Annotated in this window: 9 protein-coding genes and 2 pseudogenes; 6 read left to right on the top strand and 5 right to left on the bottom strand. The window is 45.5% G+C overall.

The genetic code is table 11. The annotated features are described in order from the left end of the window. The first annotated feature begins 21 nt into the window (after positions 1 to 21). The gene (locus F6K20_RS07545) at positions 22 to 1,902 is read left to right on the top strand and encodes a CHAT domain-containing protein (protein WP_502708820.1); all 1,881 of its coding nucleotides are present in this window, start codon (positions 22 to 24) and stop codon (positions 1,900 to 1,902) included. 79 nt (positions 1,903 to 1,981) lie between these two features. On the opposite strand, the gene F6K20_RS07540 is transcribed toward F6K20_RS07545, so the two are convergent. Next, positions 1,982 to 2,566 carry a hypothetical protein gene (locus F6K20_RS07540; protein ID WP_008186201.1) on the bottom strand — a complete coding sequence of 195 codons (585 nt, stop codon included), beginning with the start codon at positions 2,564 to 2,566 and terminating at the stop codon, positions 1,982 to 1,984. A 64-nt stretch (positions 2,567 to 2,630) separates the two neighbouring features. Here F6K20_RS07540 and speA point away from each other — a divergent pair, with 64 nt between their 5' ends. Beyond that, entirely contained in the window at positions 2,631 to 4,778 is a 2,148-nt protein-coding gene (gene speA / locus F6K20_RS07535) for a biosynthetic arginine decarboxylase (RefSeq protein ID WP_008186202.1), read from the top strand. Here speA and F6K20_RS07530 read toward each other — a convergent pair. Further along, positions 4,778 to 5,002: pseudogene (locus tag F6K20_RS07530) on the bottom strand (helix-turn-helix domain-containing protein); the annotation flags it as partial. The gene speA and the pseudogene F6K20_RS07530 overlap by 1 nt on opposite strands. Positions 5,003 to 5,284: 282 nt before the next feature. Here F6K20_RS07530 and F6K20_RS07525 point away from each other — a divergent pair. Continuing rightward, positions 5,285 to 6,394 carry a homospermidine biosynthesis protein gene (locus F6K20_RS07525; RefSeq protein ID WP_008186203.1) on the top strand — a complete coding sequence of 370 codons (1,110 nt, stop codon included), beginning with the start codon at positions 5,285 to 5,287 and terminating at the stop codon, positions 6,392 to 6,394. Between the two features lie 244 nt (positions 6,395 to 6,638). On the opposite strand, the gene F6K20_RS07520 is transcribed toward F6K20_RS07525, so the two are convergent. Then, positions 6,639 to 7,679, bottom strand: a complete 1,041-nt coding sequence (locus F6K20_RS07520) for an agmatinase family protein (protein ID WP_008186205.1) — start codon at positions 7,677 to 7,679, stop codon at positions 6,639 to 6,641. A 307-nt stretch (positions 7,680 to 7,986) separates the two neighbouring features. Here F6K20_RS07520 and F6K20_RS07515 point away from each other — a divergent pair, with 307 nt between their 5' ends. Continuing rightward, the gene (locus F6K20_RS07515) at positions 7,987 to 8,250 is read left to right on the top strand and encodes a ParB N-terminal domain-containing protein (RefSeq protein WP_008186206.1); all 264 of its coding nucleotides are present in this window, start codon (positions 7,987 to 7,989) and stop codon (positions 8,248 to 8,250) included. A 137-nt stretch (positions 8,251 to 8,387) separates the two neighbouring features. Beyond that, a complete protein-coding gene (locus F6K20_RS07510) occupies positions 8,388 to 8,867 on the top strand; it encodes a Dps family protein (protein WP_008186208.1) in 480 nt (159 codons plus the stop codon). 171 nt (positions 8,868 to 9,038) lie between these two features. On the opposite strand, the gene rppB is transcribed toward F6K20_RS07510, so the two are convergent. Both rppB and rppA read right to left on the bottom strand, forming a co-directional pair. After that, entirely contained in the window at positions 9,039 to 10,433 is a 1,395-nt protein-coding gene (rppB, locus tag F6K20_RS07505) for a two-component system sensor histidine kinase RppB (RefSeq protein ID WP_008186210.1), read from the bottom strand. Beyond that, positions 10,433 to 11,128, bottom strand: a complete 696-nt coding sequence (rppA, locus tag F6K20_RS07500) for a two-component system response regulator RppA (RefSeq protein WP_008186212.1) — start codon at positions 11,126 to 11,128, stop codon at positions 10,433 to 10,435. Before rppA ends, rppB begins: the two co-directional genes overlap by 1 nt. 487 nt (positions 11,129 to 11,615) lie before the next feature. Here rppA and F6K20_RS07495 point away from each other — a divergent pair. After that, positions 11,616 to 12,187, top strand: a pseudogene (locus F6K20_RS07495) (hypothetical protein); the annotation flags it as partial.

Raw genomic sequence — 12,187 nt, 5'->3', positions numbered from 1 at the left:
TCACCCCAATGACCCCCAGCGATTCATCTGACAATTCTGGAACAGCCAGGACGGGAACAGTTAACCCAAGCCCTGGAACAAGGAAAATATCAAGTCTTCCACTATGCTGGTCACTCTAACCTAGGGGAATCAGGTGGTGATGTCTACCTGGTTAGTAAAAAAACTGGTTTGACAGAGACCGTAAGGGGTGATGATCTAGCGGGATTGTTAGTTAATAATGGTGTCCAGCTGGCTGTATTCAACTCCTGTCGTGGTGCTCATACAGCTGCTTCACATACCCAAGAAAACGGTAACGATCAAAATCTCGCCCAAGCACTGGTTAAGCGCGGTATTCCTGGTGTTCTAGCCATGGCAGAGCGTATTCCCGATGAGGTAGCCCTGACCCTAACCCGACTATTATACCGTAACATCAATCAGGGTTATCCCATTGACCTAAGCCTCTCGCGAGCTAGACAAGGACTCATTTCTGCTTATGGCTCGAACCAGCTTTATTGGGCATTACCTGTTCTCTATCTGCATCCGGAATTTGATGGTTTCCTGACCAATGATGACCACAGTTATGACCGAACTCAAATATTTAGTCTGCCCGATCCTCCTGGAATGTCTGTAGGGTTAGACCCAGAAGAGGCGTTTTTTACACCACCAGCAGATAATAATTCTACCACATTCTCAGAATTTGAGGAAGAGTCAGCTCTTGTCTCTAGGGGAGAAGCTGAGTATGACCATGAAAGTCTCACTGGTGTAACACCGGGTTTAGAATCCCATGAACTAGAAGCAGACGATCCCGCTGCTTTCATTAAGGGATTGCTGGATCAGCTCAATACAGAGGCTCAGGGTGGGGAATCACAAATAGCAGCATCGAATTTAGAGGGGTTATCCCAAAACCCTTACTCAGAGGCTGCTCAGAAGAACTTACCAGTCCATACCCCAAGTCAACTACCTGCTGCTTCGAAAGCTTCAGCTGCAACCCTGACAGCGGCTTTGTCTAGCGAGGGCTCAACCCAATCAGCTCCAAACCTTGAGGATTCTACAGCAGAACTTGAGGGGAAAAAGGTCACTAATCCTAAACAGAAGGGTTCAAGGTTACCACGTTCACCAGTGTGGATCGGACTAGGAGCAACGGGAACTCTGGCCTTGGTACTTTTGGGGGTTTGGTTTTTCCAGAACCCTCCTAGTCCTGGGCTAGGCAGACAATTACCACCAGGTCTCTCCAAACCTGTTGATTACTCAAATGTGAATTTGACAAAGGCTAAGACTAAGACCGTCACAGCGATCGCAATTCAAGCATTCAGTGAGGGGAATATTATTCGAGGAACCGAAGCTGTCAGGGCATTGCTAGACCGGGGTGCATTACCCCAGGCTTCTGCTGCCCTTCAGGAAGTTCCCTCAGAACAATTGAATAAGTCAATGGTGAGTTTTTTAAGAGGGCGTCTGGCATGGCAGTCGATCCAGACAGGCTCGGATGAATACAGTTTCGATGATGTCAGACGTTATTGGGAAAGAGCAGTCAAACAAGAACCTGACTCTTGGACTTACCGCAATGCCCTAGGGTTTGCCTATTACGCTGAAGGCAAATACGAGCGAGCTAACCAAGCTTGGTATGATGCATTGTACAGGAGTAGCAACAAGAAACCTACAACAGTTGGATCTGGAAAATCCAGCAATTCCCAAAAATGGAATACCTATGCTGGCTTAGGGCTAGGCTTGTGGAAATCGGCTCAAGAACAAAACGGATCTAAGCGGGCGAGCTTGTCCCAACGATCCCTCAAGCTACGGCAACTGGTGCTCACCAATGACCCCATTAACTTCAAACCTGATGCCTTGAGCAAGAACTGGCTTTGGTCACAGCAAGCGATTAAAGATTGGCAATCCCTGTTAGAGGTTAGAACTTCTAACAATTGACGGTTAACCGTCAAGCGTCAAGAGTGAACAAAGGGCAAATTAAGGGCACATTAAATAAATCACCACTAGCATCAGCTGATTATTGATCCCGCATCAAGGAAGACAGAGAGCGGCGCTTACGCATATCCATCATGTTGGCAAGAGTCTCGTCTTGAGGATTGGTCTGATCAGTAGGCTCTGGTGGCAAAACCGTTACCTCGGTCTGTTGGTCATCACTCTTGTTTTGTGATGGTAATAATGGTAATGATTTGACTGGTTGTTGTTTGCTAGTAGCCTTACGGCGTCTAGAATTACGGCGTCGCCTTCTACTGCTGACACTAGATGTTATCGGTCTTTTCGGTTTCGTTTTCCGGCTTGGAAATTTTAGAGCCTGAGTAAGCAATAAGCAACCGCTGGCGCAGCCTACAGCAACAACACCAAACAAAGACAGAGGCACAGCCTCTTTGGCCGCTGATGCCCGCAGTTGAGCCAGAGCTGGTTGTGGATTATTGGCTTCTTCCTCAATCGGTCCAGGATCAATCAGACCAATAGTTGCTATGCTACCGGCTAAGACCATAACAACCCAAAGCCCAACCCAAACAGCAATCTGATAATTGTATATTAGCTTTTGGATGGACTGGAAATAATCTTGCTTTTGAGCCTGATGACCAGATGGTTTAGACATCGACGCTCACGATTAGTTAAAAAACACGCTGACGGCATTTTAGCATGGCTTGTCAGTTCGACCAATGTCTTTAAGGAGGTTATTGGTGACACTACAGCGTAAATCCCAGTTTCAAGAGTATTTAACCCCTGAGACGACTACTGAGACTACTAATGAGACTACTACAGGGTTCTCGACTCAAAATCCTACAGATTATGGTGTTAAGTTGATAGACTCATCCTGTTCTCAAATCCCTAACCAGAACCAAGATCAGAAGACCTCTAAATCTTGGACAATTGAGAAAAGTGAGGAGCTTTATCAGATCCAAGGCTGGGGAGAACCCTACTTTGCCATTAACACTGCTGGTCATATCATGGTTTCCCCTAAAGGCAATGGGGGCGGCTCGTTGGATTTGTTGGAACTGGTAGAATCCCTGAAGCAGCGCAACTTGGGACTACCATTATTAATCCATTTTTCAGATATCTTGGCAGACCAGATAGCGCAATTAAACGCCTGTTTTGCCCAAGCCATTACTCGCTACAAATACCCTGGTCGTTACCAAGGAGTCTTTCCGGTTAAATGCAACCAGCATCGACATGTGGTAGAGGATGTCGTGTATTTTGGTCAACCTTATCAATTTGGTTTAGAAGTCGGTTCTAAACCTGAATTGATGATTGCTCTAGCAACATTGCTCACTCCGGATTCCCTAATTATTTGTAACGGCTACAAAGACCGGGAATATCTTGAAACTGCCCTTTTAGCTAGGCGATTGGGACATAATCCGATAATTGTCCTAGAACAGCTAGAAGAAGTGCAGCTAATTATCGAGGTAGCTGCTGAGTTAGGAGGCATCACACCAGTGCTGGGGGTGCGAGCCAAACTGAGTACACAAAGCATGGGTCGTTGGGGAAACTCTGTAGGAGATAGAGCTAAATTTGGTCTGAAAATTCCAGAAATACTCCAAACCATTGACCAGCTACGAGAGGCTGGAATGCTTGAGTCATTGCAGCTGTTGCACTTCCACATCGGCTCTCAAATCTCTGCCATTAGCGCAATTAAAGATGCTATTCGCGAAGCCAGCCAAATTTATGCTGAGCTCAAGGGATTAGGGGTGAATATGCAGTATCTAGATGTAGGTGGTGGGTTGGCAGTGGATTACGATGGCTCCAAAACAAACTTCCATGCCTCCAAAAACTACAACATGCAGAACTATGCCAATGACATTGTGGCTGCGGTGAAGGAAGCTTGTGAGGAACATCAAATTCCGGCACCAACACTCATTAGTGAAAGTGGTCGTGCGATCGCATCCCATCAATCAGTCCTGATCTTTGATGTTTTGAGTACCAGTGATGTCGAATCTCAATCCCCTCCACTGGCAACGGAACAAGACCATCTAATTATCCGAAATCTTTGGGAAACTTACTGTACTATCGACCTTGAGAATTACCAGGAAGCTTATCATGATGCCATCGAGCTTAACCAAGAAGCAAAAAGCCTGTTTAGTTTAGGCTATCTGAGCATTACCGAGCGGGCTAAAGCCGAGCAGCTTTATTGGGCGTGCTGTCAAAAGATTCGGGAAATTATCAGAACACAAGACTATGTTCCTGAGGATCTAGCAGACCTGGAAACGATCATGGCATCAATTTATTATGTCAACCTATCAGTCTTCCAATCAGTGCCAGATTGCTGGGGAATTAACCAGCTATTTCCGATTATGCCCATCCATCGGCTGGATGAAGAACCAACTCAAAGGGGGATCCTGGCTGACCTTACCTGCGATAGTGATGGTAAGATTGACCAATTTATTGACCTGCGGGATGTTAAATCGTTGCTGGAACTACATCCTTTGCGCAAAGCCGAGGAGCCAGAGAGAATTTCTAATTCCAAATCCCAAATCCCAAATCCCAAATCCAAAGAACCCTACTATTTGGGTTTCTTCCTAGTCGGTGCCTACCAAGAGATTATGGGGAATTTACACAATCTTTTTGGTGATAGTAACGCAGTTCACATCAAATTAAGCCCCAGAGGGTATGAAATTGAACACGTGGTTAAGGGAGATACAATCACGGAAGTTTTGGGTTATGTGCAGTATGATGCTGAAGATTTGGTGGAAGGTATGCGCCGCCGCACAGAACAGGCGTTGCAAGAGAACCGAATTACTTTGGCAGAATCTCAACGGCTGCTGGAAAATTATGAGCGGAGTTTGAGGAGTTATACCTATTTGAGTTCGTGACTATTTTGTTGAAGATGGTAGCTAGGGAACGGAGTATCAGCTGGGATGATGTATTCCTTTGACAAAGAACATCTATCCACATCACACTTTCGACTTGCCAACCAGTCTTTCAACTCCCTCAGAGCGTAGTTGTAGACGCCGCGACAAGTCTCTAACCACTCAAGTATTTGAACTTGCTGGCTCGCACTTGGATAGATTCGGTAGCGATAGTTCATCATCAACATACATTACAGTCTACCATCAATACACAAATTCGTAGATGTATTTTTCTCACCCCTTGAAGGGGTGAGAAAAATACTGGGGGAGTCGATGTATCCCCCAAACCCCCTCGCAAGTTAAGCTCAGGACTTACCTAGTAACTCTAATTGTAGGGAAAGCTAAAAAAAATTATAGAGTTTGGTGCTCAGTTTCATGAATCATGAACCATCAATCTTGAGATTACAGAATGTTGCTCATTAAGTTATAACGGTCGTTAAGCGCAAGTTTTCTCCAGTGATTTGACTAACATGCCCACCAAAGAAAATCGCTTTTTGCAAGGGCGTAAAATCGCTCCCCGTCCGATTACGGCACAAATCCCAATCACAGAGTTGATCGACCAGACGTTTCTAGCCTACAATTCTGGTCGATTACGAGAAGGCTGCCAATTATTGGTAGAGCGGATGTTGCAGCCCAACGTAACGGTGGGTTTAAGTTTGACAGGAGCATTAACCCCCGCAGGCTTAGGAATGGCCGCAGTGATCCCACTGATGGAGGCAGGGTTTGTCGATTGGATAGTATCTACGGGAGCCAATCTCTACCACGACACTCACTTTGGCATCGGATTGGAACTCCATCAAGGGCGGCACGATATCAGTGATGTGGTATTGCAGAAAGAAGGGGTTGTTCGGATCTATGACATTTTCTTCGATTATGACGTGCTGCTATCAACGGATAAGTTCTTTCGTCAGATCATTGAACAGCCTGAGTTTAAGGGTCGAATGGGAACGGCAGAGTTTCACTACCTCTGCGGTAAGTACATTGCTGCACGGGAGCAGACATTGGGACTGAAAAACCAATCCCTGCTGGCGGCAGCTTATCGGTTAGGAGTCCCCATCTATACCTCCAGCCCTGGAGATAGTTCGATTGGGATGAATTTAGCAGCGCTAGGGTTGCAGGGAACCGGACCAGTCATTGATGTGTCCTTGGATGTGAATGAAACGGCAGCAATTGTACTGGCAGCTAAAAACCATGGGGGAGCCAGTGGAATTTGGATCTTGGGAGGTGGCTCGCCGAAAAATTTTATGTTGCAGACGGAACCGTATCTTCAAGAAGTCTTGGGTATTGATGAGAAGGGGCATGATTACTTTCTTCAGGTAACTGATGCCCGTCCAGACACAGGGGGTTTGTCAGGAGCAACCCCATCGGAGGCGGTCTCTTGGTGCAAGCTTGATCCACAGAAGTTATCAGAAACAGTAGTGGTTTATTGCGACTCGACCATTGCTATGCCCCTACTGACAGCTTACTGCCTAGCTAAGGTAGCGCCTCGTCCTCTAAAACGCCTCTATGACCAAAGAAAAGCCTTACTGGAGCAGTTGAAAGAGACACATTTGGCTACCCAGGCGACAGCAGTCAGTTGAACTTCCCCAACCGTCTTGGATGGGGATTCCCAGGCACAACCAAATAGATTGTTATCTCCTAGGGCGTAACTTTCCCCCGCACCGGGGGTAGCTGAGTAAGGTCAATTCCCAGTTTTTTAAGACCTTTCTCTTTTATCTTAACACTATTTGAAAGGGAAAATTCATCCCCAAACTATTCGTCAAGGGGTATTTTTTTCCCTCTCAAACTCTCCCTTTTGATAAAAATTGAGTTATTCTGATTTTTTTAGCAAGTCGCCCTATACCTAGTCAAACAGGCAAGCTTGTACAAAACTCTAGCCCCAACATTACCATCCCACTCATCCCCAGAGTCTCCAGGAGCAACTTCGCACAGATCAAAACCAATAATAGTTTTTCCAGCTTTGACTAGCGATCGCACTAAATAAATTGCCTCGTTAAATTCCAATCCTCCCGGCACAGGAGTACCTGTATTGGGACAATAGGCTGGATTCAATCCGTCAATGTCAAAGCTAATATAAACTTTATTCGGTAAATTAGCAATAATTTCCTGGCACTGGGCTGCCCAGGTTATACCTTCGTAAGTCTTAGCTTTGAGCTGCCAGTCATCAAACACTACAATCCGGCGATCGCTGTTTGCCCAAGACATTTCCTCTTCACAAACATCTCGGATGCCAACCTGAACTAAACGATTAATCTGAGGTAGAGTCAGGGCATTGTACATGATCGAGGCATGGGAGTAAGTAAACCCTTCATAGGCTTGCCGGAGATCGGCATGGGCATCAATTTGTAAAATCCCGTATTCATCGTGTTGCTGTGTTAGGGCTTGCATTAACCCAAGAGGAACACTGTGATCGCCACCGACGATGGCAACCAGCTTGCCTTGCTCCAGCAGTTCCAGTGCCTGAGTGTAAACCCAGTTGTTGAGACCAGCACAGGCTTGATTAACGATTGCTAACTGTTTTGCGATCGCATCATCATCCACATTGCCACCAGCTTCTAAATACTGAATAATCCCTTTAGCTATCAACCTCATGGCACGATTTTGGTCTTGGATAGCTGAGTTAATCGGTATAGTCCCGCACCTGATTTCCCAAGCTTGGGGTACATCAAAGTCGTACCAATCTAGCTGTACCGAAGCATCTAAAATTCCTTGGGGACCGTTTGCCGCCCCCTCTCGGTAAGATGTGGTCACGTCCCAAGGAACAGGCAGGAAAACGATTGAAGCCTCCTCAACCGAATAGGGCAAGCCAAAGAAGCAGCCATTGGGCACAGTAATCTCATTAGGATTAAAACTGGCTTGATTCATTAGCCCTTGGTAAATTTTTCCTATTTTACCCGAACCTCGTTCCTACGGGAATTCTTGTATTAGGGATTAGGCACGCTTAGATTAGGGGTGCATCTCATATTTGCTGTTTGACCCGGTGGGTGGAATGGGCATCTTGCCCGTTTCTGCTCTTTTCGGACGGACTTTTCCAACCCAGGCGTTGAGGCGGAAAATCAGGGCTAACCCGTCTTATCACGCACCCTACGCAACTAAAACCATTAACCCAACTCCTAACGCTTAACCCGCAACCCCATTATCATCAAAACTAAATTGACAAAGTCCTAGCACTATGGTAAACATCACAGAAATTCCTCTAGAGCAAATTCGACGTCCCCTACCACGACAAAATGATCCAAACAAGGTGGCGGCGCTGATGGAATCAATTGCCAAAGAAGGTTTGCGCGAACCCATTGATGTGTTAGAAGTAGATGGGCTATACTATGGTTTTTCTGGTTGCCACCGTTACGAAGCACACCAGCGTTTAGGAAAAAAAACCATTAAGTGCCGCGTGCGTCGCGCTCCTCGCTCCGTCTTAAAACGGCATTTAGCGTGAAAATTAGCAATTTTGGGACAAAAATAAGTTCATACCTTGGGTGAATTCCCAAGGAAACCCGAATTGCTTAAAGTTAAGCTGTTTAAAGCTGACCGTCGCTACTATTAGTTTGGACTAGAAACCTTTAGGAGAGTACTATGGCAACGATTGTACCTGTCAATATTGGTATTGATGAACAAGACCGCAAAGAGATTGCTGAGGGACTGTCTCGTCTACTAGCCGACACTTATACCCTATACCTGAAGACCCATTACTTCCACTGGAATGTTACTGGACCAATGTTCAACTCCCTACACCTGATGTTTGAGCAACAGTACAATGAGTTAGCTTTAGCAGTGGATGCGGTAGCAGAGCGGATTCGTACCCTAGGCTATCCTGCTCCTGGCAGCTACAGTCAGTATGCACAATTATCCTCTATCCCCGAAACCAGCGATGTTCCGGAGGCTGAGGACATGGTGCGCTTGCTAGTGGAAGCCAATGAGGCAGTGGTAAGAACTGCACGGTCTGTTTTCCCAGCCGCTGAACGTGCTAACGATGAGTCCACAGCTGACCTGTTGACCGAACGGATGAGCATACACGAGAAAACGGCTTGGATGCTGCGCAGTATTTTAAAATAAGCTTATTAAGTATTAAGTATGAAGGATGAAGTATTAGGTATTAGGTATTAGGTATTAATCATGAAGGATGAAATAGTCTAATTTATTGGTTGTTAAATAACTGGTATCGTTTGAGCTATATCTGTTTATCCTTCAATATTTGCCTTTTTTACTTTATCTTTCATGCTTCACTTAGGAGTTTGATTGGAAAAAAACTGGAGCACTAAAGTGTTCCTTATCGAAGGAAGTAACTGGCTTGGGCAATCGAAGAGTAAACCTACTACCAACACCTCGTTCGCTGTATACTTGCAAGCTACCGTGGTGGGCAATAGCGATCGCATTAGCAATTGCCAGCCCTAATCCGGAACCTCCTGTGTGACGAGAGCGATCGCTATTGACTCGATAAAAGCGATCAAAAATTCGCCCTTGGTCTTCTTGGGCAATACCAATCCCCGTATCTTCTACCTGGATCACCGCGTGTTGGTCGCTCTTGTCTAAAATAACAGTTACTTTACCACCCACAGGGGTGTATTGGATACCATTAATAATTAAATTAGAAACTAGGCGATAAAGCTGCTCAGAATCACCCACAACCTCCAGAGGAGTTGGCACTAGCACCGAAGATGTCAGTGTAATTTCGGAAGCGATTGCCAAGGCTGCCAATTCCTCAACTAAATCGCTAACCAGGTCATTGAGACAGCATGTCTGGTGACGTACAGATGCTGGTTGTCTATCTAAGCGAGACAACAACAACAAATCCGCAACTAACTGAGTCAGCCGCTGATTTTGACGTTCAACAATTTCAAGAATGTTTCGTGCTTCTTGTTGATCCAAGCTAGGCATCAAAAGTGCCGACTCAACCGTTGCCAGTGTCGCAGCTATCGGTGTCCGTAGCTCGTGGGCAGCATCAGCGGTAAACTGTTGAATCTGTCTGTAGGATTGGTAAATAGGTTGCATCGCCAACCCTGCTAACCACCAACTGCCACTGCCGACTAAGATCATTGCCATTGGCAGCCCCAATACCAAGATTAATTTTACCGTATTGAGGTACTCCTTGAGGTATTGGAAAGAGTGCCCCACCTGCAAATACCCCCAATCCCGCTGATCTTGAGTATGTAGCGATAGAGAAATTTGGTGATAGGAGTTGCCCTTACCATCGGACAGGGTTTGCCAAGGTGCTTGATTAAACACCTGGGGTAATCCCTCTGGGTAAGTTCCTGCAATGGCAATTAAACGTCCTGAGGTATCAAATAGCCGGATGTAGTAGTGAGCTTGGCTAACAGCACTGAGGATGTGGCGTTGGGGACTAACCAGTGGTTTAGAACAGTTAACTCCAACGATACACAGATTAGGTAAAAGTTCCCCAATTATTGGCTCTACCCGTCCCGGTTCCTTGAGTTTCCATTCCAGACTATCATGGAGTGTCCCCGCAACGGATTTTAACTCCCGGTCTGAAGTGACTAAATGGGTATGAGCGATCCCTCTGTAAACACCAAATCCCAACAAGCTCAAAATAAACCCCATGACAATGGCATAGGAAAGTGCTAATTTTCCACGAGTCTGGTTAAATAGCTTATTTTGATTCATTATTTTTTCAGATTGAGACGATACCCCAAACCATGCACAGTTTCAATGGGAATGCTGGAGTTGATTGATTCGAGTTTCCGACGTAGCAGGCGCATTTGAGCCGCCACTACGTTACTAATTGGTTCTGCATTCACTTCCCAAAGTTGATTGCGAATTTGGTTGGTGGTCATCACCTGATTGGGATGCTTCATAAAATACTCTAAGAGCTGGAATTCTTTATTCGTGAGTGGAACGTGGAGTTTCTCACCGTTAGCAGCAAGACGATAAACCGTTCGGTTACCATAATCTAGAATAAGGTCACCCACCTGAAGTTGTTGGGGCTGGAGTAGGGGTGTTCGCCGGTGCAAGGCTCTAACTCTTGCTAGCAACTCTGCCATTAGGAACGGTTTGACTAAATAATCATCGGCTCCGGTATCCAAACCCATCACTCTATCTTCCAGGCGGTCTTTTGCCGTTAGCATCAAAATAGGCAAGGGATTATTACTATAGCGTAACTGACGCAGTAACTCTAGTCCGGATAGCCCTGGTAGCAACCAGTCGAAGATAGCTAAGGTATATTGGGTTTCGTGATTGTTTAAATAACCCCAAGCTTCAGTACCGTTAACAACCAAGTCCACCACATACTTCTCTATATTCAACGCTCGCTTAATTGCAGCACCCAAGTCTGGCTCATCTTCAACTAGCAGTACTCTCATCTGTCTTTTCTCGCTGGATACTTTGTCTATAGTAGCGATATGCGCGAAACAAAGCGGGGCAGAGTGTAACTTTCTGTGGATAAATTAGCTTAAAGCTGCACGCACCTATAGTCAATGTATGTAATAGCAAAGGGAATTTCGGAGCAGGGAATAGCGAGTAGCAATTCTAGAATATGGCATCAAAAAGTATCACAATTACTACACGTAGCCTAAACCATTAATTCTAAAACATAGAATTAAATTGTGACATTAATTAAAAAAAATAATTAACAAATCAATTTCCTACTCTCAGAAGCTGAAGGCTTACCAAAGTCCTAAAAAAAATAATTTCATTGATACCTAAAATTTCATCCTGATTTCATATTTGCTTGTGATACTTAATCAAGACGACAGCAAATGACCATCTGGATGCAAACCTTAGGTATCTGGGTGGAGGCTATGGTGACTACTTGCACCCTCTGCTGAGCATCAAAAGCACTGATCCATTATGCACAAGACAGAAAAAATCCTGGCTTCAACGTTTACCTTTTTGCTGGTGATAGCGATCGCACCAGTTGCTGTTTTCGCCCATGCCGGGCATGGAAATGAGTTCCAAAGCGGAACCGAAGCCACCAGCAATCCCGAAGGAATTAAGGTAGATGCCACAACCGCTAGTCAAATTGGGATTAAACTCCAATCCGTCTCTAGGCAGTTTTTGGATATTGGTATTCAAACCACGGGGCAAATTGAAACCCAGCCCAACCAACAGGCGCAAGTAACAGCACCGATTCCCGGTACAGTTGCTAAACTTTTGGTCAAACCAGGTCAGAGGGTCAAGAAAGGTCAAGCGGTTGCTGTCATTTCTAGCTTGGAGTTAATTGAATTGCGGGTTGAGTCTCTCGACAGACTGACTGAAGCTAAGGCCACATTGGGAGAAGCTCAGGCAAATCTGGACATCAATTTCATCTGGCTATCTCCCCATCTCCTCATCTTCCCATCTCTCCACACTTCCCACACTTCCCACACTTCCCATACTTCCCACACTCTTGGCCTGTTCGCTATTCGATATAATAAAATAAT

Origin of the sequence: Moorena sp. SIO2C4 (genome assembly GCF_010672485.1) — a bacterium.
Classification (GTDB): Bacteria; Cyanobacteriota; Cyanobacteriia; order Cyanobacteriales; family Coleofasciculaceae; genus Moorena; species Moorena producens.
The sequence above is the reverse complement of the archived record's forward strand: the minus strand, read 5'-3'. Positions and strand labels throughout refer to the sequence as shown.

Coding starts and splice junctions, on each gene's coding strand:
- F6K20_RS07540 (WP_008186201.1), bottom strand. CDS start 2,566: ATGTCTAAACCATCTGGTCATCAGGCTCAAAAGCAAGATTATTTCCAG.
- speA (WP_008186202.1), top strand. CDS start 2,631: ATGTCTTTAAGGAGGTTATTGGTGACACTACAGCGTAAATCCCAGTTT.
- F6K20_RS07525 (WP_008186203.1), top strand. CDS start 5,285: ATGCCCACCAAAGAAAATCGCTTTTTGCAAGGGCGTAAAATCGCTCCC.
- F6K20_RS07520 (WP_008186205.1), bottom strand. CDS start 7,679: ATGAATCAAGCCAGTTTTAATCCTAATGAGATTACTGTGCCCAATGGC.
- F6K20_RS07515 (WP_008186206.1), top strand. CDS start 7,987: ATGGTAAACATCACAGAAATTCCTCTAGAGCAAATTCGACGTCCCCTA.
- F6K20_RS07510 (WP_008186208.1), top strand. CDS start 8,388: ATGGCAACGATTGTACCTGTCAATATTGGTATTGATGAACAAGACCGC.
- rppB (WP_008186210.1), bottom strand. CDS start 10,433: ATGAATCAAAATAAGCTATTTAACCAGACTCGTGGAAAATTAGCACTT.
- rppA (WP_008186212.1), bottom strand. CDS start 11,128: ATGAGAGTACTGCTAGTTGAAGATGAGCCAGACTTGGGTGCTGCAATT.